Source organism: Mycolicibacterium brisbanense (genome assembly GCF_001570425.1).
In the GTDB taxonomy this organism is placed as follows: Bacteria; Actinomycetota; Actinomycetes; order Mycobacteriales; family Mycobacteriaceae; genus Mycobacterium; species Mycobacterium brisbanense.
The window spans coordinates 175645-197333 of the sequence record NZ_BCSX01000056.1 but is presented as its reverse complement, the minus strand read 5'-3'; the positions used below and the strand labels follow the sequence as shown (position 1 = coordinate 197333).

Sequence of the window (21689 nt, the reverse complement as noted above, 5' to 3'; positions counted from 1 at the left end):
GGTATTCGGTACAAACATCCTGTTGGCGGGTGGTTACGGCCGAGTAGGGCCAACAGTGCAGATCAAAGCAGTATTGTTACCAAATCGTAATCTGAAATTTGCGGCTCGCGAAGCGCCGTCGAGCGGCACGTTGCCAGTCGACAATGGCGCAAAATCTGTCATGCGGAGCGTACGGCTGCGGGCAAAAAGTTTGCTGGAAAACCTTACCAGTCAGTAATGTTTAGTCCCACTGGCCGTACTGGGGCTTGAGAATGTTGTTGATGTCGACACCAACTCCCCCCACACTTCGCTTGTCGATCTCGATCTGATGCAGATGCGCCGCCGGGTGCACGACGCCTCCGGGCGAGCCCCAGTTGTGCTGCCAGAAGTACGAGCCCAGGCCATCCTGCAACGCCCACTCGATGGTCTTGGAGTTCGCGTAGACCCCGGTGCGCTGGTGTCCGACCACCGACTCCCAGCCCCGCAAATAGGGCGCGACCTGCTGTTTGTACTGCTGCGGTGTCGGATCGTCGTCGATGGACGCGTAGATCGGCGCGCCGTACGAACCACCCGCAGCAACGTGTAGCTGCCAACCCCGTTTGGCGTGCTGCACGCCCGCGGCCTGCCCGCCCAACCAGTCGGCGCTGTCCTGCTTGCCGTACTGATAGCAGGACACGATCTTCAGACCACCCTGATAGAGGTCCCGCGCCTCGGGCAGCTGGATCGGCTTGCCGAGCATCCAGTCCCCGCCGGGGCGGCGATCCGACACGTAGCGGATCGCGCCGAGAGCACCTGCCGACCGGATGTCGGAAGCCTTGAGAACGCCGGCCGCGTAGTCGAGCAGCACACCCAGCGGCGCAGCGGCAGCAGGTGGCGCCGCGGCCAGCTCCCCCAGCCCGAGCAGCGCAGGTGCAGCGGCGGCGCATCTGAGCAGCTCGCGCCGGGACATCGACACGCATGCGAGATTACGACAGTTGTCCCACTATTCACGCCAACGCCACTAGCCACACGACCATCAATATTCACTCCAGTCCTGGGCACACCGAATCCGTCGCAGCGAGGGCGCACAGAGACGAAATCGGCAATGGCACCCCGCCACGACCGACGAATCCCTACGATGACCCACCATGTCCTCGGGGATGGTCAGCTCACCGCCCGATACCCCCGGCGCCCCCTCCGGCTCCGAACCTCGCATCGAACTCGTCGGCGTACGCAAGGTGTTCGGCGATGCCCGACATCCCGTGGTCGCGGTCGAGTCGGCCGACCTGACGATCACCGACGGAGAGCTGTTCGCGATCCTCGGCCCGTCCGGTTCCGGAAAGTCGACCGTGCTGCGGATGATCGCCGGGTTCGAGGAACCCACCGAAGGCAGCATCCGGCTGGGCGGCCTCGACGTCACCTCGGTGCCGGCGCGAAAACGCGACGTCAACACGGTGTTCCAGGAATACGCCCTGTTCCCCCATCTGACCGTCGCCCAGAACGTGGAGTACGGCCTGCGGGTCAAGGGCGTGCCGAAGGCCGAACGGCGCCGGCGCACCGCCGATGCGCTGGACATGGTGCGCCTGACAGACCAGGCGCCGCGCAGGCCCGCCCAGTTGTCCGGCGGCCAGCGCCAGCGGGTGGCACTGGCCCGGGCCCTTGTCGGCCGACCACGCGTGTTGCTGCTCGACGAGCCGCTCGGTGCGCTGGATCTCAAGCTGCGCGAACAGATGCAGGTCGAGCTGAAGGCGATCCAGCGCGAGGTCGGCATCACCTTCGTCATCGTCACCCACGACCAGGACGAGGCCCTCACGCTCTGCGACCGGCTCGCGGTGTTCAACGCCGGCCGCATCGAGCAGGTGGGAGCCGCGCGCGACGTCTACGAGCGGCCGGTCAACCGGTTCGTCGCCGATTTCGTCGGCACCTCCAACGTCCTCGAAGGCGTCGACGCCGAGACCGTATTCGGCAGGTCCGGGACGCTCGCGGTGCGGCCCGAACGAATCTCTGTGCAGCACAACAACACACCCGCAGCAGCGGGGCATCGCGCCGTCGACGCCACGGTGACCGAGATCATCTATGCCGGTCCCCTGACCCGCGTCGCGGCACGAACCGCCACCGGAGTCTCGTTGGCGGCCAACGTCCTCACGGCCAGCGCCGGCCTGCCCGGCGATCTGGCGCACGGTTCGGCCATCACCCTGACCTGGCCGGAATCCGCAGTCCACCACCTCGACGGTTGAGTCACGAGATCAAGGAGCCGACGATGAGAACTCAGAGAATCCGAGCTCTGCGTGCGGGATTGGTGATCGCCGCGTGCGTGACGCTGATCGCCGCATGCTCCGGGTCCAAGACCCCGGGAACCACCGGGAACGCCCCACCGAAGCTCGAACCGCTGAGTTCGGTCGGCAACGGCGAAGGGCAGCTGAACCTCATCGCGTGGGCCGGCTACGCCGAAAACGGCTCGAACGACAAGAAAGTCGACTGGGTCACGCCGTTTCAACAGCAGACCGGCTGCCAGGTCAACGTCAAGATCGGCAACACCTCCGACGAGATGGTGCAGTTGATGCGCAGCGGCCAGTACGACGGCGTCTCGGCGTCCGGGGACGCCACGTTGCGGCTCATCTACGCCGGGGACGTGTCGCCGGTGAACACCGATCTGGTGCCCAATTACGCGACGATCTCCCCGTTCCTCAAGGACAAGCCGTGGAATTCCGTGAACAACCAGATGTACGGGATCCCCCACGGTTGGGGCGCAAACCTGTTGATGTACAACATCGATGCCGTGCGCGACGCCCCGAACTCCTGGGCCGCGGTGTTCACCGACGCGGGCAAGTACAAGGGCAAGGTGACCGCGTACGACAATCCGATCTACATCGCCGATGCCGCGCTGTACCTGTCCAAGACCAAACCGGAGCTGGGCATCAAGGACCCGTACTCGCTGACCTCCGAACAGCTCGACGCCGCAACGGATCTGCTGAAGGCTCAGCGCGAGAACATCGGCGAATACTGGTCGGACTACACCAAGGAAGTACAGGCCTTCGAATCCGGCACCTCGGTCATCGGCACCACGTGGCAGGTGATCGCCAACACCATCGGCGGTGACAACAAGGTTCAGGTCAACACCGTGCTGCCCAAGGAAGGTTCCACGGGCTGGTCGGACACCTGGATGATCTCGTCGAAGGCCGCGCACCCCAACTGCATGTACAAGTGGATGAACTGGATCACCTCGCCGGAGGTCAACGCCCAGGTGGCGGAGTACTTCGGTGAGGCGCCGGCGCAGACGAAGGCCTGCGAGCACACCACTCAGAAGGACTTCTGCGACATCTACCACGCCACCGACGCCGACTACGCCGCGCAGATTCACTACTGGACCACCCCGCAGACCCAGTGCGTCGACGGCAGCGGCAACAACTGCACGGCCTACAGCCAGTGGGTCGACAAGTGGCAGCAGATCAAGGGTTGACCCGGCGGGTGCGGCTGGCGTTCCTGCTGGCGCCGCCGCTCACCTGGCTGGTGGTGGCCTACCTGGGTTCGCTTGCCGTCCTTCTGGTTTCGGCGTTCTGGAGCACCGACGAGTTCACCGGCGCGGTGGTGCGCACCTTCACCGGCGACAACATCGTGCGGGTGCTGACCGACGACGTGTTCCGCATCGCGACGTTGCGCACCCTGGCGGTGGCCGCCACGGTCACCGTCCTGTGTGCGGTGCTCGCTGTCCCGCTGGCGCTCTACATGGCCAAGGTCGCCTCCCGCACGGTGCGGCTGGCCCTTGTGGTCGCCGTGACCACCCCGCTGTGGGCGAGCTATCTGGTGAAGGCCTACGCCTGGCGCATGTTGTTGTCGCCGGCAGGCCCGTTGTCGTGGGCGACGGGCTTCACCCCCGGCTACGGGTTGGTGGCCACGGTCATCACACTGACCTACCTGTGGTTGCCGTACATGGTGATGCCGGTCTATGCGGCGTTCGAACGCGTCCCGGACTCCCTCATCGACGCCAGCTCCGATCTCGGCTCCTCCGATCTGACGACGCTGCGACTGATCTTGGCGCCCTTGGTGTTCCCCGGCATCGCGGCAGGTTCGATCTTCACCTTCTCACTGTCGCTGGGCGATTACATTGCGGTGACCATCGTCGGCGGCAAGACCCAGATGCTCGGCAACATCATCTACGGGCAACTCGTCACCGCCAACAACCAGCCGCTGGCGGCGGCGCTGTCTGCCATCCCGCTGGTAGCGATCGTCGCCTACCTGCTGGCGATGCGACGCACGGGCGCGCTGGAGAACGTGTGATGTTCTCCAGCGCCGGGCGACGCGGACTTCGCATCTGGACCGTCGCGGTCATGGTGTTCCTTTACACCCCACTGGTTCTGGTGGTGATCAACGCGTTCAACGCCTCACGCACGTTCGCGTTCCCTCCCACCGGTTTCACCTTGGCGTGGTGGTCGGCCACCGCACACAGCACAGGCATGTGGCAGGCGCTCGCCAACTCCGTCGTGGTGGGCCTGGTCGCGACGCTCATCGCGCTGGTGCTCGGCACCATGGTGGCGTTCGCGGTTCAGCGGTACCGCTTCTTCGGCCGCAACACGGTGAGTTTCCTTGTGGTGCTGCCGATCACGCTGCCCGGCATCGTCACGGGCATCGCGTTGAACGCGACGTTCACCTCGACCCTGGGGATGACGCTCGGGCTGGCGACGGTGATCATCGGCCACGCCACGTTCTGCATCGTCATCGTGTTCAACAACGTTCAGGCGAGGCTGCGCCAGATGGGCACCAATCTCGAAGACGCGTCCGCCGACCTCGGCGCCTCGGACTGGCAGACGTTCCGGCTCGTCACCTTCCCGCTGATGCGCGGTGCGCTGCTGGCCGGGGCGATCCTGGCTTTCGCGCTGTCGTTCGACGAGATCGTCGTCACCACGTTCACCGCGGGCCCGACGGTGCAGACACTGCCGATCTGGATCTTCGCCAACCTGTTCCGGCCCAATCAGGCTCCGGTCATCAATGTGGTTGCCGCCGCCCTGACCGTGCTGGCCATCATCCCGGTGTGGCTGGCCGGGCGCTTCGGCGGCGATCCCGCCACGTCGCGGGTGTGAACCGCTCAGGCGATCGCGGCAGCCTGTTTGACGGCTTGATCGAGCAGGCTCGACAGCACGGCGCGTGACAGCTCGCGGTTGTCCGACTCCGGCTGGGCGGTCAGGTTCTCGGTGACGGTCCCGACCGCCGATTCGGCGAGTGCATCGATCGCCGCGTCGGTCGTGGCGACCACCTGCGCGATGGTGTGCACCCAGAGCGGTTGATCAGCTACCCGGTCGACGACCTCGGCGAGCACCGGGTCGGTCAATGCCACGGAGCCGTCGACGACGCGCGCCAGACCGTGCGAGACGAGAGTTGCGACGTCCGGATGCGACGGCGCGATCTGCAGCCGACGAATCTGTTGGCCTACCGCTGTCGGTGGGATACCGAGCACGTCGGCCAGGCTGCGGCCGCCCCGCAGTCCGGCGAAGAACTCGGCGATGTGTGCGGAGCTGAAGCCTTTGCCGAGGAGCTGGCTGACCGCCGCCAGTTGCGCCAGGTGGGCCTCCCCGTAGTACGCCGAACGACCGACGCGGCGAGGCGGATCGAGCAGCCCGCGCTCACGGTAGGCGCGGATGTTCCGGGCGCTGATGCCGGAGATTCGCGCCAGATCGTCCAACCGATACTCAGTCAATCTGGCCGTCCCCGCACCGAACCGGACAGCGATACATTTCTCCACCCTACCCCGGCCGAACAGCTCAGAGCGAAGTTTACGTGTCCCCGCAGAGTCATTTGTTGAATGAGCTATTAAAGCTTTCATCTGCAGATATATCGGTCGAGCGACAAGAATCCACACCCGCCCCTGCAATCACAGCCAACTACCACCGCGACGGCATCGGGGTGCGGTGAGTCAATTCACCCGACCCGAATTGGAAAGCAACAGCCCAGGTGCGCGACCATGGTGCAAGACATTAAGACAATCCGATCGACGAAAGGCCGCGAGTGCGTCCCTGGATCGTCTGGGCCACCGGACTGCTCGCGTACATCGTCGCGGTGCTCGACCGCACCACTCTCGGCGTTTCCGGTTTGCAGGCCGCCGACCGGTTTGCCGCCAATCCGAGTGTGCTGTCGAGCTTCGTCGTGCTGCAGGTGATCGTGTACGCCGGCGCGCAAGTGCCCGCCGGGCTGCTGCTCGACCGGTTCGGCTCGCGCATACTCATCGTCTCCGGCGCGGGGCTGATGGCCACCGGACAACTGGTGCTGGCGCTGAGCGAATCCCTCCCCGCCGCCTTCGCCGCACGCGCGGTCGTGGGACTCGGCGACGCGGTGACGTTCATATCGGTACTGCGGTTGGTGCCGCACTGGTTCAAGCCCTCGCAAGTCCCGCTGGTCACCCAGTTGACCGGCATCTGTGGGCAGCTCGGCCAGGTGTTGTCCGCGGTGCCGTTCCTGGCATTGCTCACGGGCTCCGGCTGGACACCGGCATATCTGTCCGTTGCCGTCTTCGGCGTCGTTGCGATGGTGCTCGCCCTCGCGCTCGTCCGCAACAATCCGCACGGGCGGGTCGCCGCGGACGAAACCACCACCGTCCGGGACATCCTGGCGAGCGTGAAAACGGTGTGGCTGCGCCCCGGCACCAGGCTGGGCTTCTTCACCCACATGGGCACCCAGTTCTCGGTGACGGTGTTCGCGCTCATGTGGGGCGTGCCGTATCTGACCGTCGCCCAGGGGCTCTCGACCACCGTCGCCGGCTCGCTGTTGACGGTCTCGGTCGTCGTCGCGATCACCGCGGGCATCGCGATCGGGATCTTCACGGGCCGCCACCCGCACCGGCGATCACGTCTGGTGCTCGCCATCATCGCGAGCAATGCACTGATCTGGACAGTCGTTCTCGCGCTACCCGGCCGTGCCCCGCTGTGGTTGCTGGTGACGCTCATCGTGATCATCTCGGTGGGCGGGCCGGGTTCGATGGTGGGCTTCGACTTCGCCCGAACCTTCAATCCGAGCGCCACCCTCGGGACCGCTCAGGGCATGGTGAACATGGGCGGCTTCCTGGCCGCACTGCTGGTCATGCAGGCCATGGGACTCATCCTGGCCCATGCCGGCGATTATTCGGCCGCCTCGTTCCGGATGGCCTGGGCCGTTCAGTACGCCGTCTGGGTGCTGGCCACCGTCGGCATTCTCATCACGCGCAGCAAGGCCAGAAAGCTCATGCGAGTCGAGCAGGAGCGAATGTTGCTGGAAGGCTTCGAGGCTCACCCGCCGCGCTGATCGGCCAGCCGTCTGGCGACGATCTCCCTGGCGTGCCGGTGGCCCACGAGTTCGAAGCCCGCCACGATGACCATCGGCGCCGCCGTCACCACCAGCAGGCACGGCGCCAACGAGATCTCTGCGGCAGCCATCGCCACGGCGGCGGCCAACACCACGCCGGCACCCACCAGCAGACCCGTGTGGAAGACGTCGACCGTGCCGACCAGCATCGAATAGATGACGAACATCGCGGTGATGTAGACGGCGACCGGGATCGCGACGGACAGCACGGTGGCCACGGTGCTCAACTGCGACTGTTCTTCGAAGTAGTACGCGGCGACGTGCAGCCCGGCGCCGGTCGCCACGATCGCGCCGAACACGAACAGGTGCAGATACCCGTACAGGAACGAGACTTCGCGGTGGGCGTGCAGCAACTCGGCGGCGGGCACCAGGAAGTACACCCACCACATACCGAAGGTGAGGCCCGTGCCTGCCACGGCGAGCACGACCGCGTCAGTGGACCAGCCGTGTTCACCGACCGCGGCCGACAGCGATGCCACCGTACCGACCACACCCTCGCCGAGCGCGATGATGGCCAGCAGGCTGTACCGCTCGGCGATGTGGTGGGCATGCCACGGCGTGCCACCCATGCGGCGCTCGGCGAGGAACGGTCCGGATATCTCCAGGGCCATCAGCACCAGGGCGCCCGCCGCGAACACCCACACCGACGTGCTCACCAGGATCTGGGCGATCCAGCCGATTTGCGCGACGACGATCACGGTCGCATACGTCAGGCTGGCGGCCCGCCGGTCCGGATCCTGACGGGCGGCCCGTAACCATTGCGTCACCATGGCAATTCGCATCACCACGTAGCCGGCGACCATGACGGTGTTGTTCACGTGGCCGCCGTGCTCGATGGAGGCGAAGGTCTGCGGCAGGCCGAGCGCCAGGATGATGACGCCGACCATCTGCACCATGGTCGTCAGCCGGTAGATCCAGTCGTCGGTGTCGTAGGCCGACGCGAACCAGCTGAAGTTCATCCACGCCCACCAGATGGCGAACACCGCGAAGCCGAAGCCCAACAGCCCGTCGCCCACGTGTCCCTCGGCCAGCAGATGCGCGAACTGTGAGGCCGCCACCCCGAAAGCGATGGCGAACGTCAGGTCGAACAACAGCTCCAGCGGCGAAGAGACGCGGTGCGGTTCACGGGGATCGCGTCCCGACATCCTGCGGATCCGGTGGGTCTGCACCGGCGAATTCGAATCGCCCTCGGTCACGTATCAGCGTCCTCCCGGTCGGTGTCGACGCTGACGGTACCGGGGCGACCGGCATTCCACCGCGTGGCGGCGCCGCTCAGACCGGGTCGAAGGACGAGATCAGCCAGCTACCGTCGACCTTCGTCAGCCCGACCTTGACCGTGCTGGCCGCAAAGCTGCCGTCCGGATTCTGGTTGCTCGTGGTCGCCTGATTGACGAACACCATCACCACCGCCGAATCGGGGTGCATCTCCATGACCGCGCTGCGCACCACGGCCGCTGAGGTGGACACCGCCTTCTGCTTGGCGGCAGGTGTGACGATCTCCTGGGTGAACTTGTTGTAATACGACAGGAAGTCACCCGTCAGATGTGCCTTGGCGGTGGTGAAGTCGTGATCGAGGCTGTCCGGTTTGTACGACAGCAGCGCCACGGTGCCGTCCGTCGCAGCCTTGAGAACCGTCTGCTGCACGCCCTGATCGGTCGCGCGGTCCGGTCGGTACTGCGCGAAGTAGAGCCAGCCGGCCAACGCCGCCGAGAGCACCAGTGCGAACGTCAGCGTCAGCGGAAACCAGCGGCGCACCAGGGGTGTCCACCATCGGCGCTTGCCTGCCTCGACGTCTCCGTCTTCGACATCCTCCATTGAGGCCAGGTCGAAAACGTCGACTTCTTCTGTGTCGGTCTTCATGGTCACGGTACGAACTCGACTTTCGCCAGCTTGATCTGGCCGCCCTCCCTGGTCATGTTCACCGCAACCCGCCAGGACCGCGGCTGCTGTTGGGCGCCCGCGGTGTTGGTGACGCGGGTGGTGGCGGCGACCAGGACCACGGCATTGTCGTCGCTCATGGTGTCGACCGCTGCGGCGTTCACGGTCGACTCGGTCACGACCTTGGATTGCTGAGCAAGTTTGACGAAGTCGTTCTGCTGGGCTTCGAAGTCCTTTTTGAAATCTCCGGTGGAGTTGTCCAGGATGTTCTTCACGTCGTCCTGAACATGGTTGAAGTCCAGCGACATCAGCGTCACGACACTCTGCCGGGCCGCCGCGGTGAACTCCGCCGTGAGCGCGCGCCGATGATCGGCCTGACCGCGCTTCCAGATCATGAACCCGCACGCCCCCAGCAGCGCACAGATGGCGATGATCGCCAGGCAGCTCGCCAGGACTTTCCAGAACAGTGGCGGGACGTGCAGACGGCGTGGACGCCGCGGGGTTTCTTCGGCATCTGTTGCGGCGTCTCCCGCGACGTCGCCCTCGGCCGGCTCGGCCGCGGTCGATTCGACGGACGGGATCTCGACCTCGGCATGGTCGCCGATCAGCAGCTCCCGCGCGGCAGCCTGGTTGCGGAGCCGGATCGCACGCGCTCTGGCGCGCGCAGCTGCGGCGACGGCCTCGGCTTCTTCAGCTTCGGCCTCGGCCTGTTCGGCCAGCGCCAATACGTGCCCGGGAGACGGGTCGTCCGGTCCATCATCGAGTAGCGACGATGAAGGCTTGCGGGACGGCATGTCGGCCTCCTGTCCGTTCAGCAGCCTGCTTAACGAGAATCACGTTATCAGTTTTGGGTAGTGCACCGACAGTACCTCATCTGATGAGGCTAGATAAATGCCTATTTATCTGCGGAAACGGTGTTTACGAGCTGTGTCAGCGCGGTGCTTAAACTGTGCCCAGGCGCGTCTCGAGCCGATCCTTCATGACTTTCCCTGTCGCATTGAGGGGCAGCTCATCGAGGAACTCCAGATAGCGAGGCACCTTGTAGCCGGCCATGCGCTCACGACTCCAGGCGAGCAACTCATCGGCGGAAATGGCTGTGGCACCGGGGTTTTCGCTGAGCACGACGAACGCCTTGCCGACCTGCCCCAGCCTGGCGTCGTCGACGCCGATGACGGCGACCTGCGCGACGGCGGGATGTCGCAACAGGCATCCCTCGATCTCCGCCGGGTAGGCGTTGAAGCCGCCGACGATGAACACGTCTTTCTTACGTCCGACGATCCTCAGCCGGCCGGAGTCGGTGAATTCACCGAGGTCCCCGGTGTGCAGCCAGCCGTCGGCGTCGATCGCCTCGGCCGTCGCGACAGGATCGTCGAGGTACCCCTGCATCACGCCGTACCCGCGGACCAGCACCTCACCGTCGTCGGCCACTCGCACCTCGACGTCTTCACACGGCAACCCCGCCGTGGTCGCGACATCGACCGAGGAGTCTCCTGGCCGCGACAGCGTGACATTGCCGGCCTCGGTGAGCCCGTATCCCGTCATCAGCGTCTGGAACGGCAACTCGTCATGGATCCGGCGGACGAGTTCGACCGGGATGTCGGCGGCGCCGGTGACCCCTGCCCGCAACGTCGCCAGCCTGCCCTTGTCACCGACCGTCAGCAGCGAGTGGTACAGAGTGGGCGGCCCGGGAAGCATCGTGATCTGTTCGGTGGCAATGAGATCCACCACACGGTCGATGTCGAAGACCGCGACCGGCAGCATCGTCGCACCCCGCAGGAACGACGCGACCAGACCCGCCTTGAGCCCGAAGGTGTGGAAGTACGGGTTGATCATCAGGTAGCGATCACCCTCGCGCAGGTCTGCCAGTGTCGCCCATTCCTCGTACATCCGAAGCGTCTGGCCGTGATTCATCATGGCCCCCTTCGGGCGCCCGGTCGTGCCACTGGTGTAGATCACGTCGGCGATGTCGTCGCTGTCGACCGCATACTCGAATGGCTCACCGGCACTGAGGAAGTCCGACTTCAGATCGATCGACGGAACACCTGGGATGTCGAAATCCTGTCCGAGAAAACCCTTTTGGACCAGTACAGCCTTGGCACCACTGCGGGCGACGACGTCGGCGGCCTCATCGGCCTTGAACCGGGTGTTGACCGGGACCAGCACCCCGCCTGCGGTCATCAGGCCGAACGCCGCGACGATCCACTCCGCGGAGTTCGGCGCCCACAGCGCAACCCGGTCTCCTCTGCCGACCCCGAATCGGGAGAAGGCACCGGCGGCGGTGCGGATGCGTTCGGCGACTTCGGCGAAGGACAGGCGCAGCGGACCGTCGACAACGGCCTCGACGTCGCCGAACCGGTCCGCCGCACTCAGGACCATCTCGGGGATGGTCCGCCAGCACGTCACGCTGCTCTCAACGGGCGCCGTTGATGGCGTGGTGTTGCGTCACACCGTGACGAGCCGACCGAGGTTGCCGCCCATGATCTTGGCCTGATCCTCCATCGACAGGTGCTCGAGTGCGGTCACGTAGTGCGTCGGCTCGGCGAGACCCTCGGGATGCGGCCAGTCCGAACCATAGAGCACCTGGTCCACACCGATGAGGTTGATCAGGTCGTCGATGCCCTCTTCGTAGAACGGGCTGACGAAGATGCGGTTCTTGATCTCCTCCATCGGGTTGCCCAAGAACGCCTCGGGGGCTTTCTTGTACACCTCGGCCATCGAATCAAACAGGGGGAACATCCATTTCGAGCCGGCCTCGACGATGCCGACCTTGAGCTCGGGGAACCGGAAGAGCGCGCCGTGAATGACCCAGGAGGCCACCGCGTCCTGGATCGGACGCCATTCGTTGAGGATCGACATGGCGTTGGTCTGGAACGGCAGCATCTCCTGTGCGGCGCCGTCCCATTCCGAGGTGTAACGCGAGTAGCCGCTGTCGGACGAATGCATGCCGACGAAGACGTCGTATTCGACGCACTTCTGCCAGAACGGGTCGAACTCGGGCAGCGCGAAAGACCGCGGCCCACGGAAGCCCGGCACCGGCGCCGGGCGGACCAGGATGGCACGGGCGCCGCGCTTGACCGCCCACTCAAGCTCCTCGATGGCCTTCTCCACGATCGGCAGCGTGATGACCGGCGTGGTGAAGATGCGGTTCTTGTAGTTGAATCCCCAGACCTCGTCGAGCCATTGGTTGAGCGAATGGATCAGGACGTGGATCGCGATCGGATCGTCGCGCAGCCGCTCCTCGATGAGGCTGGCCAGGGTCGGGAACATCAGCGAGCGATCGACCCCCAGTTGGTCCATCAACTCCAGGCGGGGAGCCGGCTCGAAGAACGCCGGGATCGACTTCATCGGCTCACCGAACAACTCGCGCTTGCTCTTGCCGTCGGGGTTGCCGAACTTGAAGTACTCCTCCCATGCACCCGGCTTGGCGACGACCGAGAACGTCGGGTTGGGGATGTAATTGCTGATCTGACCCTTGATCGCGATCTTGGTGCGGCCCTTGACCTCGACGTACTGGACGACGTCTTGGTACTCCTTGGGCAGGTGGGTCAGCAGCGCCTCGGGCGGCTCATAGAGGTGGTTGTCCGCATCGAACAGCGGAAACGGAATGTCGACGCGGTGCGACAGTTGCCCCATGGAATGCTCCTTTTCAGTTCATGAGAATATTATTCTCCCTTTGCGGATGTCGCAATGCCGCCCATCGCAACGGCGCGCGCGAGGTCACGCCGGATCACGAACTTCTGCACCTTGCCGCTCGCCGTGCGCGGATAGTCCTGCCCGCCGGGCACCTCGTGGAGTTCCTCCGGCCATTTCTGGCGCGCCACCCCGGCCCGTTCGAAGTGGACGCGGACCCGCTCCAGGGTCGGCATGGCATGCCCGGCCCGGACCCGCAGCACGGCGGCGACGCGTTCGCCGAGCCGGGCGTCGGGCGCGGCCACGACCACCGCCTCGGCCACCTCGGGCAGCGTCAGCAGCACGTCCTCGACCTCGATGGCGCTGATGTTCTCGCCGCCGCGAATGATCAGGTCGGCAGCACGATCGGTGATGGTCAAGTAGCCGTCGTCGTCGAGCACGCCGATGTCGCCGGTGCGATACCAGCCGTCGGCATCGAAGCACTTGGCCGTCAGCTCGTCATCGGTGTAGCCCAGGCACAGATCCGGTCCCCGGCTGAAGATCTCGCCATCCGGGGCGAGCCGGATCTCGACGCCGGGCCTCGGGTTGCCGTCGGTGAACAGTCGCTTGGCTTCCGGCGCCGACGGCCCCGACCCAGTGATCGAGGGATGCTCGGTGCTGCCGTACGCGCGGAAGACGAACATGCCCAGGTCGGCCAGCCGGCGCGTGACCGCGGCGGGCACGGTGGATCCGCCCAACCCGACGGTCGTGAACCGCGACCGGTGCGCCTCGGTGCAGTCCGGATGGTCGAGCAGGCTGGTGACGAAGTACGGCGGTCCCCCACCGATCGACATCCCTTCCGATTCAAGGAGTTTCAGCACCTTTCCCGGATTCCACACATCGCACAGGTCGATGGGCGCGCCCTCGAGCACGGGAATGAGGAACGCCCCGACCATGCCGATGAAGTGCCCGACCGGGGTGGCGGTGAGCTGACGGCCCCGGCCCGGCGGGTAGTTCTCCAGCAGCTGGCGCGTCTCGAATGCCAGCGTCTGGTGACTGTGGATGACCCCCTTGGGCGCTCGGGTGGTGCCCGACGTGAAGGCGATGAGCGCGGGGCCGGCCGGGTCGGCCGGCAGCGTGGCGGTCAGCGGTTCGTCGGCCAGCAGCTCGTCGAAACTCGGTGCGCCCACCAGCCCGACGATCGGCACCCCGGCGACCAGATCGGGCTGAAAAGTCATGCGGCCGAAGTGTTCTGTGGTGATGAAGACTTTCGGTTCCGCCGTCGCCATGATGTGCGCGAGTTCCTTGCGGCCATAGAAGTGCACGATCGGTACGGTGATGGCGCCGAGGAATGCCGACGCCCAGAACGCTGCCGCCGCTTCCATCCAGTTGGGCAACTGCAATGCCACCACGTCACCGGGGCCGACGCCCCGCGCCGCCAGGCCCGCGGCCAGACGCCGCGCGACCCGCTCGACATCGGCGAAGGTGCCCGCGTACGGGCGCACCTCGGAATGCACGTGAAAGCCTGCGTCAGGACTGGCCGCCAAGCCGTCCGCGAGCATCTGCCCCAGCGTCTCCGGCCGCCACCACCCTTCCTCGACGTAGCGTTTGGTCAGCTCAACGGGGATGTTGCGCACGTCGGTGATGTTATTCTCGATCAGCGAGAATGCCAATATCAAAAGTGGAGAGCGGTTATGGTCGACCTGGACATCGTCGACGGCCTGGCCGTCATCACCATCGACCGGCCGCACGCGCGCAACGCGATCTCGCTGGACACCATGGACGAGCTGGACAAGGCATTGGACGGCGCTGCCGGGGCGTCCGCTCTCGTCGTGACCGGCGGCGGCGACCGCGCGTTCGTCTCGGGCGGAGACCTCAAGGAGCTCGCCGCGCTCCGCACCGAGCTCGAGGCATCGCAGATGGCCTGGCGGATGCGGACGATCTGCGATCGCATCACCGGCTTCCCCGGCCCCGTGGTCGCGGCGCTCAACGGGCACGCCCTCGGCGGTGGTGCCGAAGTTGCAGTCGCCGCCGACATCCGGATCGCGGCCGACGACATCAGGATCGGCTTCAACCAGGTGTCGCTGGCGATCATGCCGGCCTGGGGTGGCGCCGAACGCCTTGGCGCACTGGTGGGCCGGAGCCGAGCACTACTCCTGGCGGGGACCGGACAAGTCCTCGACGCCGACGCGGCTCTGCAGATCGGCCTTGTCGATCAGGTGGTGCCGCGCGCCGAGTTCGCCGAAAGCTGGCGCAGGACTGCGGCACTACTGGCCCGTCGACCGGGCGGCGAGATCAAGCGGGTACTGAGCGGCGTTCCGGCGACCGAAGCCGTCAGCGCGTTCGCCCGCCTCTGGGCGTCCGACGAGCATTGGGCGGCAGCCGAGGCCGTCATGAACAAGGTCAAATAGCCCGGCTCGGTTCACGAATCGCATCGTCGCCGTCCCGCTGGAACGCGCCCCGAGCAGGGCGGGGTCCATAGTCGGCTACTTGTCTGCATTCTATTCTCGCTAGACGAGAATCATATTTCCGGTTACTGTCAGCGACGTGCCAACACAGACCGCTCTCGCGCCGGAGATCTCGACATGGCCTGCGGCCGATCCCCAGTTGATCGGCAGCCGTTGCGCCGATTGCCAGGCCACCACCTTCCCGGCTCAGGCGCGTTGCCCCAAGTGCAGTGGCGCCAACACCTCCGAACAGCTGCTGCCCCGTCGCGGCACCCTGGTCGCCTGGACCACCCAGGGCTTCCCGCCCGGCGCACCGTACAAAGGCCCAACCGGAAAAGACTTCGTGCCGTTCGGCGTCGGGCTGATCCAACTCGGAGACGTCATCCGCGTCGAGGGCAGGCTCACCGAAAACGATCCGGCGAAACTGCAATTCGGGCAGGACGTCGAACTCACCATGATCCCGTTCACCACGGTCACCGATGACAACGGGGAGTCTGTGGAACTGGTCACCTTCGCCTTCCAGCCCGTCTGAGGAGCCACATGAACGACGTAGCCATCATCGGCGTGGGTCTGCACCCGTTCGGCCGGTTCGACAAGACCGCGATGCAGATGGGCGCCGAGGCCATCCAGCTCGCCCTCGACGACGCCGGAATCGCCTGGAAAGACATCCAATTCGGTTTCGGCGGCAGCTATGAGGTGTCCAACCCGGATGCCGTCACCAGGCTCGTCGGCCTGACCGGCATCACGTTCACCAATGTCTTCAATGCCTGCGCCACCGCGGCCAGCGCCATCCAGCAGACTGCCGACACCATCCGGCTGGGCAAGTACGACATCGGTATCGCGATCGGCCTGGACAAGCATCCGCGGGGGGCGTTCACCGACGACCCGGCCAAGCTCGCGCTGCCTCAGTGGTACGCCGAGAACGGTCAGTTCGTCACCACCAAGTTCTTCGGTATGAAGGCCAATCACTACATCCACAAACACAACATCTCGCGGCAGACGCTTGCGCGGGTGGCCAACAAGAACTTCCGCAACGGAGCGCTCAACCCGAATGCGTTCCGCCGCAAGGAGATATCCGTCGATGAGATCCTGGGTTCGCCGGTGCTCAACTATCCGCTGACCCAGTACATGTTCTGCGCCCCCGACGAAGGCGCCGCAGCCGTCATCATGTGCCGCGCCGACATCGCCCACCGTTATACGGACAAACCGGTCTACGTGCGGGCCAGTGAGATCCGGACGCGGACGTTCGGCGCCTACGAGGTGCACGCCACCTCGGCACCGCTCGACGAAGATCCGTCGCCGACGGTGTACGCGGCCAAGGCCGCCTACGAGTCGGCCGGTATCGGCCCCGAGGATGTCGACATCGCACAGCTGCAGGACACCGACGCCGGTGCCGAGGTCATCCACATGGCCGAGACGGGCCTGTGCGCCGACGGTGAGCAGGAAAAGCTGCTGGCCGACGGGGCCACGGCGATCCACGGGTCCATCCCCGTCAACACCGACGGTGGCTTGATCGCCAACGGTGAGCCGATCGGCGCTTCCGGCCTGCGCCAGATGCACGAGCTGGTACGGCAATTGCGCGGTGAGGCCGGTGCCCGCCAAGTGCCCGGCAAACCTCGCGTCGGCTTGGCACAGGTATACGGCGCACCCGGCACCGCGTCGGCAACCATCCTGTCGCTCTAGACTTCTCCCGCGAGCAGACGTGGCGGTACGCGACACGCCGCGGTTCGCGCACCCACATGTCTGCTCGCCAGGGAAATGTCACCACGCATAGATGGCGAGCACGGCACCCCAGAGCAGGACCAGCCACGCGTCGGTCACGACGCGTAGCCACATCGGTGCGGACCGCACTTCCATGAAGTAGCGAATCACCATGCGGCACTTGATCGCCCCCAGCGCCAGCACCACAACAGTGATGGGCACGCTGGCGTGCGGGATACCCGGCGACCGGACCGGCCCGATCCACCACGACATCACCGTCAGCACGCTCAGGATCAACCACACCCACGTGAGCACCCTGCCGCCGCGTCGCACAGCCGACGCGGTATTGGTCGCTGTCACAGCCTCACCTCAGCACGTAGAGCAACGTGAAAATGACAATCCAGAGCATGTCGACCAAGTGCCAGTACATGGCTCCGGTCTCCACCATCGCGATGCGTCGATACTGCGGGTTGCGCAGCTCAAAGTAGTTGACGCCCAAAAACACCAGGCCGAGTGCGACGTGAAACAGGTGCACACCCGTGAGCATGTAATAGAACATGAAGAAGTCGTTGCTGGAGAAGGTCAGTCCCTGGCCGATCTTCGCCGACCACTCGAACGCCTTGATCACGATGAACACCACACCGCACAAGCCGCCACCGACGGTCAGTTTCATGGCGCGGGCACTGTCGCCCGCCCTGGCAGCGAGCACACTGCGGGCGATCAACCACGAACTGGCGAGCAACGTCAGGGTGTTGACCACGCCGAAATTGATGCTCAGGTGTTGCTGGGAGGCGAGGAACAGCTCGGGCTGCCGCGCCCGGTAAATCATGAAAATGACGAAATAGCTGGTAAAGATGACGAGGTCGCCGAGCACGAAGACCCACATGCCACCGTCGGCAGGCAAATGCGGTGCGGCCGCGGCCCGCTCGCGCAGTGCCATCAGTCCTGCACCCGCGCATCCGGCGCCTGCTTGGTGATCGTCTGGTACAGCAGGTAGATGATGCAGGTCTCCCACACCACGAAAACCACCGTCCCGACGTAGAAGCTGATGGAACCGTTCCAGGCCAGCGGACCGGATTTGAACACGAACACCGGGCCGGCGAGCAGTTCGGTGACTATCATCCAGATCGACATGTACGCAAGCCATTTCGGGAGCACATCGTTGCGGTCCAGGAAGATCGCCAGGGCCAGCACCATGTTCTGCGTGGCGAAACACCCCAGCGAACCGACGAAGGACAGCAGCCCCAGGTCGTAGAGCAGTGCGATGAGGTCCGGATCCCGGTCCGGGCGGTATGCCGCGGCGACGAAGGCGAACGCAGCGAACAAGCACCCCGGTACCGCTCCGACCGCCAGCGACGCGATGTAGGAATACGCGAACACCGGCGCGACGGACATTCGCTTGATCTGAAAGGCGATGAGGCCGTTGGCGAATCCGGTGAAGCCGATGAAGATCATCAGCAGGCCGAAACCGATCCGGATGCTCAGCGAGTGCTCGGCGAAGAACAACACGATCTGATCCGGCCGGGCGTCGGGCCGCGGCGGTGGCATCACCCGGGTGAGCACCACGAAGATCAGCCCGAAGATGAGGTAGAAAACCGGGATGGTCCACCAGCAGATCCACTGGTCGATTTTGGGGCGCCGGGTCCAGGCCGGCGTGGCCGACCGCGTGTCCAATACCGTTGTCGTGCTGCTCATATCGCCGGCTCGGTGCTCGACTCTGCGGCCTGCCCGGCGATGGCGGAGCGCACGACGACGAACATCACCGCGACGTAGAGCACGAAAGCGCTGTTGCGCAACCAGAACGAGATGGCGCCATCCCATGCCAGGGGGCCGGTCCGGAAGACGACGGCGCACGCCGCGGGCGCCATGGCGGCGGCGGTCACCAGACTGAACGGCGCCACCCACCGGGGGAACACGGGTGGGGTCCGCGCATCGAGCCACACTGCCAGTGCCAGGCAGAGATTCGCGACGACGACCATGCCCACCGGCGCGATGAAGACGAGCCAGGCCAGATCGTTGAGCAGTTGCGTCAGTTGCGGATTACGCTCGGGACGGAACGCGGCGACCAGCCAGAAGATGTCGGCGATGGCCAAAAGCGTCGCGCCGTTGGCGGCCGCGGCCAGGTAGCAGTACGCCAACACGTGACTCGATGTGGCCATCCGCTTCATCTGCACCACGATCACCATGAAGAACGGGACCAGCATGATCGCGCACAGGTTGACCGTGATCATGCTGAACCGGACCATCGCGCCGTTGTGCCGGTAGAACTCGGCGACCTGCTCGGCACTCAGGTTCGGTGACATCGGCGGCCAGAAGCCGGGAAACGCGATCAGCGCGGCGAGCAGCAGGCCGGCGAAGAACGGCGTGATCCAGAGGCTGATCCACTGCGCCCTGGTGTTCATCGGATCGCACGCCCTTCCGCCCAAGGGATCGAACTAGCCGATCGGCTACCCTGGCGACGGTAGCCGGACGGCTAGCGGACGTCAACGGTCTGAGCACACTCGTCCGTCGAAGGCATCTTCAAACGCGGAAACGGCGTTCTATCATTTGAAAGTGATGTTTTCGATCCTGCGAGTGCCGATCGGGTGACGGCGTCAGGCGGATGCCTCGACCGGCTGCGGCTCACCTTCCAGGCGTCGCAGCCAGCCCTCACAGAACGCGATCACCTCGTCGTGGCCCGAGGACATCCCGAGCGCCTGCTCCATGACCAACACCCGCGAGACGCTGGTGGCGAAGACCGTCCAGACGATGGGCGGGACCTCGGAGGCGTCGACACCGTACCGATGCAGTGCCGCCGTCATCGCCTTGGTCTGCTCCTCCCGGAACCGCTCGGCATAGTGCGCGATCTCCGCCCGCAACGCCTTGCGGTGATTGGCCAGCCCCATGATCTCCATCGTGAGGCGGGTGGCGGCGGGATCCGTGCCGAACCGCCACAGCGCCCACAACGGCTGTGCGGAATCCAGTGCGCGCGCCTGCTCGGCCAGGCCCTCCTCGGCGCGTCTGCGGAACACCGCGAGGAACAGATCGTCCATGGTCCGGAAGTAGTAGTGCACCAGCTGCGGTTTGAGGCCGGCCTTGTCAGCCACCCGGCGCGAGGTCACCGCGGCGTAGCCCTCTTCAACCATCAGCTGTTCGGCAGCCTCCAGCAGCACGAGGCGGTTCTTCGCGTCCGGCGCCCCGATCCTCCGCGCCGATGCCATGCCAGGCTCCTTTCCCACCACAAAAAACGGCACGCAAATCGTAACCGCGCCGCGCCGAGTGATCTTGACCACGACTCTACCGCCATGCTAAGCAAGTGCTCAGCACTTTGGCCCATCTCGTCGCGCGGCCCAGCCTGCCGCGAAACCATCAGCGCGCACATTGATTTCGGGAGGTAGCGCACACCATGGCCGATTCACCGACGACCGACTTCGACACCGTCGACTACTTCACCGACCAGTCCCTGGTGCCCGACCCGCATCCGTACTTCGACCACCTGCGCAGCAAATGCCCCGTCGTCCGTGAACCTCACTACGGCGTCCTGGCCGTCACGAGCTTCGACGAGGCGACCACGGTCCTCAAGGACACCGACACGTTCTCGTCGTGCATCGCGGTCGGTGGCCCCTTCCCGCCACTGCCGTTCACGCCCGAGGGCGAAGACATCACCGCCCAGATCGAGGCCCACCGATCTGCGCTGCCGATGTTCGAGCACATGGTCACCATGGATCCGCCACAGCACACCGACGCACGGTCGCTACTCAACCGGCTGCTGACACCGCGCCGGCTCAAGGAGAACGAGGACTTCATGTGGCGGCTCGCCGATGAGTGCCTCGACGATTTCCTGGCCGACGGGCGCTGCGAGTTCCTGTCCGCCTACGCCAAGCCGTTCTCTCTGCTGGTGATCGCCGACCTGCTAGGCGTGCCGGAGTCGGACCACGACGAGTTCCGCCACGTGCTCGGCGCGCCGCGGCCGGGCGCCATCGTCGGCTCGCTCGACGGTGACCAGCTCGCGATGAACCCCTTGGCCTGGCTCGACGAGAAGTTCGTCGGCTACCTGCAGGATCGGCGCGAGAACCCGCGCGACGACGTGCTGACGGCGCTGGCGACCGCGAAGTACCCGGACGGGTCGACGCCCGAGGTCATCGACGTCGTCCGCTCGGCGACCTTCTTGTTCGCCGCCGGCCAGGAGACCACCACCAAGCTGCTGTCCGCGTCGCTGCGCGTGCTGGGTGACCGTCAGGATGTGCAGGCCGCCCTGCGCCAGGACCGCAGCCGCATCCCGACGTTCGTCGAGGAGGCATTGCGCATGGATGCGCCTGTCAAGAGCCAGTTCCGGCTCGCGAAGAAGCACACCGAGCTGGGCGGGGTCGACGTGCCGGCAGGCACCACGGTGATGGTGTGCCCGGGTGCGGTCAACCGCGATCCGGTGCGCTTCGAGGATCCCCACACGTTCAGCCTCGACCGCAAGAACGTCCGGGAGCACATCGCCTTCGGTCGAGGCGTCCACAGCTGCCCGGGCGGCCCCCTGGCCCGCGTGGAGGGGCGCGTGTCCCTCGAGCGGATCCTCGACCGGATGAGTGAGATCACCATCGACGAGGAGCACCACGGCCCTGCAGGCGACCGTCGCTACACGTACGAGCCGACCTTCATCCTGCGCGGGCTCACCGCGTTGAACATCAGGTTCACTCCGGTTCACTGACGGTCAATCCAGTATTCTCAACAATGAGAATATCAATCTCGCCAAACGAGGGCGAGATTCCCGATTTCCGGACGCCGAGGGCAGGTCTC

22 protein-coding genes are annotated in these 21689 nt (G+C 65.4%); 9 read left to right on the top strand and 13 right to left on the bottom strand.

Going from position 1 to position 21689, the window contains the following annotated elements:
• Positions 1 to 220: 220 nt before the first annotated feature.
• Entirely contained in the window at positions 221 to 934 is a 714-nt protein-coding gene (locus RMCB_RS33690; protein ID WP_072278594.1) for a DUF1906 domain-containing protein, read from the bottom strand.
• Between the two features lie 172 nt (positions 935 to 1106).
• Between RMCB_RS33690 and RMCB_RS33685 the strand changes: the two genes are divergently transcribed.
• Genes RMCB_RS33685 through RMCB_RS33670 form a run of 4 tightly spaced genes read left to right on the top strand, consistent with a single transcriptional unit; the run spans position 1107 to position 5036 of the window.
• Positions 1107 to 2195, top strand: coding sequence for an ABC transporter ATP-binding protein (locus tag RMCB_RS33685; protein WP_062832196.1), 1089 nt, complete (start codon positions 1107 to 1109; stop codon positions 2193 to 2195).
• A 23-nt stretch (positions 2196 to 2218) separates the two neighbouring features.
• Positions 2219 to 3418 carry an ABC transporter substrate-binding protein gene (locus RMCB_RS33680; protein ID WP_036425318.1) on the top strand — a complete coding sequence of 400 codons (1200 nt, stop codon included), beginning with the start codon at positions 2219 to 2221 and terminating at the stop codon, positions 3416 to 3418.
• A complete protein-coding gene (locus RMCB_RS33675; RefSeq protein WP_062832195.1) occupies positions 3397 to 4236 on the top strand; it encodes an ABC transporter permease in 840 nt (279 codons plus the stop codon). Before RMCB_RS33680 ends, RMCB_RS33675 begins: the two co-directional genes overlap by 22 nt.
• Positions 4236 to 5036: an ABC transporter permease gene (locus RMCB_RS33670; RefSeq protein WP_029371964.1), complete on the top strand. Its 801-nt coding sequence runs from the start codon at positions 4236 to 4238 to the stop codon at positions 5034 to 5036. The genes RMCB_RS33675 and RMCB_RS33670 overlap by 1 nt, the downstream gene beginning before the upstream one ends.
• A gap of 5 nt (positions 5037 to 5041) precedes the next feature.
• Here the strand turns inward: RMCB_RS33670 and RMCB_RS33665 are convergent, their stop codons facing one another.
• Positions 5042 to 5650: a MerR family transcriptional regulator gene (locus RMCB_RS33665; protein ID WP_234792338.1), complete on the bottom strand. Its 609-nt coding sequence runs from the start codon at positions 5648 to 5650 to the stop codon at positions 5042 to 5044.
• A gap of 308 nt (positions 5651 to 5958) precedes the next feature.
• Between RMCB_RS33665 and RMCB_RS33660 the strand changes: the two genes are divergently transcribed.
• Complete coding sequence (locus RMCB_RS33660) at positions 5959 to 7227, top strand: MFS transporter (protein ID WP_029371961.1); 1269 nt, start codon at positions 5959 to 5961, stop codon at positions 7225 to 7227.
• Here the strand turns inward: RMCB_RS33660 and RMCB_RS33655 are convergent.
• The 6 genes from RMCB_RS33655 to RMCB_RS33630 all read right to left on the bottom strand — a co-directional run bounded on the left by RMCB_RS33655 (position 7212) and on the right by RMCB_RS33630 (position 14411).
• The gene (locus tag RMCB_RS33655; protein WP_062832193.1) at positions 7212 to 8483 is read right to left on the bottom strand and encodes a low temperature requirement protein A; all 1272 of its coding nucleotides are present in this window, start codon (positions 8481 to 8483) and stop codon (positions 7212 to 7214) included. The two genes, RMCB_RS33660 and RMCB_RS33655, sit on opposite strands and share 16 nt — an antisense overlap.
• Before the next feature lie 76 nt (positions 8484 to 8559).
• The gene (locus RMCB_RS33650) at positions 8560 to 9147 is read right to left on the bottom strand and encodes a hypothetical protein (protein ID WP_062832192.1); all 588 of its coding nucleotides are present in this window, start codon (positions 9145 to 9147) and stop codon (positions 8560 to 8562) included.
• Between the two features lie 2 nt (positions 9148 to 9149).
• Positions 9150 to 9959: an Rv1363c family protein gene (locus tag RMCB_RS33645; protein WP_062832191.1), complete on the bottom strand. Its 810-nt coding sequence runs from the start codon at positions 9957 to 9959 to the stop codon at positions 9150 to 9152.
• Between the two features lie 148 nt (positions 9960 to 10107).
• A complete protein-coding gene (locus RMCB_RS33640; protein ID WP_072278593.1) occupies positions 10108 to 11568 on the bottom strand; it encodes a FadD3 family acyl-CoA ligase in 1461 nt (486 codons plus the stop codon).
• 39 nt (positions 11569 to 11607) lie between these two features.
• Entirely contained in the window at positions 11608 to 12798 is a 1191-nt protein-coding gene (locus RMCB_RS33635) for an amidohydrolase family protein (RefSeq protein ID WP_062832189.1), read from the bottom strand.
• Between the two features lie 29 nt (positions 12799 to 12827).
• Positions 12828 to 14411 carry an AMP-binding protein gene (locus RMCB_RS33630; protein ID WP_062832291.1) on the bottom strand — a complete coding sequence of 528 codons (1584 nt, stop codon included), beginning with the start codon at positions 14409 to 14411 and terminating at the stop codon, positions 12828 to 12830.
• Between the two features lie 57 nt (positions 14412 to 14468).
• On the opposite strand from RMCB_RS33630, the gene RMCB_RS33625 reads away from it, so the two are divergent.
• From RMCB_RS33625 to RMCB_RS33615, 3 genes are all read left to right on the top strand, one after another.
• Entirely contained in the window at positions 14469 to 15185 is a 717-nt protein-coding gene (locus tag RMCB_RS33625) for an enoyl-CoA hydratase/isomerase family protein (RefSeq protein ID WP_062832188.1), read from the top strand.
• Between the two features lie 136 nt (positions 15186 to 15321).
• Positions 15322 to 15753, top strand: a complete 432-nt coding sequence (locus RMCB_RS33620; protein WP_407662172.1) for a Zn-ribbon domain-containing OB-fold protein — start codon at positions 15322 to 15324, stop codon at positions 15751 to 15753.
• An 8-nt stretch (positions 15754 to 15761) separates the two neighbouring features.
• The gene (locus RMCB_RS33615) at positions 15762 to 16904 is read left to right on the top strand and encodes a thiolase family protein (RefSeq protein ID WP_062832186.1); all 1143 of its coding nucleotides are present in this window, start codon (positions 15762 to 15764) and stop codon (positions 16902 to 16904) included.
• Between the two features lie 78 nt (positions 16905 to 16982).
• Here RMCB_RS33615 and RMCB_RS33610 read toward each other — a convergent pair whose 3' ends face one another.
• From RMCB_RS33610 to RMCB_RS33590, 5 genes are all read right to left on the bottom strand, one after another.
• Positions 16983 to 17282: a cytochrome C oxidase subunit IV family protein gene (locus tag RMCB_RS33610; RefSeq protein WP_234792336.1), complete on the bottom strand. Its 300-nt coding sequence runs from the start codon at positions 17280 to 17282 to the stop codon at positions 16983 to 16985.
• A 4-nt stretch (positions 17283 to 17286) separates the two neighbouring features.
• Positions 17287 to 17862 carry a cytochrome c oxidase subunit 3 gene (locus tag RMCB_RS33605; RefSeq protein ID WP_062832185.1) on the bottom strand — a complete coding sequence of 192 codons (576 nt, stop codon included), beginning with the start codon at positions 17860 to 17862 and terminating at the stop codon, positions 17287 to 17289.
• Positions 17862 to 18617 carry a hypothetical protein gene (locus tag RMCB_RS33600; protein WP_062832184.1) on the bottom strand — a complete coding sequence of 252 codons (756 nt, stop codon included), beginning with the start codon at positions 18615 to 18617 and terminating at the stop codon, positions 17862 to 17864. The genes RMCB_RS33605 and RMCB_RS33600 overlap by 1 nt, the downstream gene beginning before the upstream one ends.
• Positions 18614 to 19324 carry a hypothetical protein gene (locus RMCB_RS33595; RefSeq protein ID WP_062832183.1) on the bottom strand — a complete coding sequence of 237 codons (711 nt, stop codon included), beginning with the start codon at positions 19322 to 19324 and terminating at the stop codon, positions 18614 to 18616. Before RMCB_RS33595 ends, RMCB_RS33600 begins: the two co-directional genes overlap by 4 nt.
• A 192-nt stretch (positions 19325 to 19516) precedes the next feature.
• Entirely contained in the window at positions 19517 to 20122 is a 606-nt protein-coding gene (locus RMCB_RS33590; protein WP_062832182.1) for a TetR/AcrR family transcriptional regulator, read from the bottom strand.
• Between the two features lie 185 nt (positions 20123 to 20307).
• Between RMCB_RS33590 and RMCB_RS33585 the strand changes: the two genes are divergently transcribed.
• A complete protein-coding gene (locus RMCB_RS33585) occupies positions 20308 to 21600 on the top strand; it encodes a cytochrome P450 (protein WP_062832181.1) in 1293 nt (430 codons plus the stop codon).
• Positions 21601 to 21689: the final 89 nt, after the last annotated feature.

Bases quoted from the DNA above. Each gene is read 5' to 3' on its own strand.
- RMCB_RS33685 (WP_062832196.1), top strand. From the start codon at position 1,107: ATGTCCTCGGGGATGGTCAGCTCACCGCCCGATACCCCCGGCGCCCCC.
- RMCB_RS33680 (WP_036425318.1), top strand. From the start codon at position 2,219: ATGAGAACTCAGAGAATCCGAGCTCTGCGTGCGGGATTGGTGATCGCC.
- RMCB_RS33670 (WP_029371964.1), top strand. From the start codon at position 4,236: ATGTTCTCCAGCGCCGGGCGACGCGGACTTCGCATCTGGACCGTCGCG.
- RMCB_RS33650 (WP_062832192.1), bottom strand. From the start codon at position 9,147: ATGAAGACCGACACAGAAGAAGTCGACGTTTTCGACCTGGCCTCAATG.
- RMCB_RS33645 (WP_062832191.1), bottom strand. From the start codon at position 9,959: ATGCCGTCCCGCAAGCCTTCATCGTCGCTACTCGATGATGGACCGGAC.
- RMCB_RS33635 (WP_062832189.1), bottom strand. From the start codon at position 12,798: ATGGGGCAACTGTCGCACCGCGTCGACATTCCGTTTCCGCTGTTCGAT.
- RMCB_RS33625 (WP_062832188.1), top strand. From the start codon at position 14,469: ATGGTCGACCTGGACATCGTCGACGGCCTGGCCGTCATCACCATCGAC.
- RMCB_RS33615 (WP_062832186.1), top strand. From the start codon at position 15,762: ATGAACGACGTAGCCATCATCGGCGTGGGTCTGCACCCGTTCGGCCGG.
- RMCB_RS33605 (WP_062832185.1), bottom strand. From the start codon at position 17,862: ATGGCACTGCGCGAGCGGGCCGCGGCCGCACCGCATTTGCCTGCCGAC.
- RMCB_RS33600 (WP_062832184.1), bottom strand. From the start codon at position 18,617: ATGAGCAGCACGACAACGGTATTGGACACGCGGTCGGCCACGCCGGCC.
- RMCB_RS33595 (WP_062832183.1), bottom strand. From the start codon at position 19,324: ATGAACACCAGGGCGCAGTGGATCAGCCTCTGGATCACGCCGTTCTTC.
- RMCB_RS33590 (WP_062832182.1), bottom strand. From the start codon at position 20,122: ATGGCATCGGCGCGGAGGATCGGGGCGCCGGACGCGAAGAACCGCCTC.
- RMCB_RS33585 (WP_062832181.1), top strand. From the start codon at position 20,308: ATGGCCGATTCACCGACGACCGACTTCGACACCGTCGACTACTTCACC.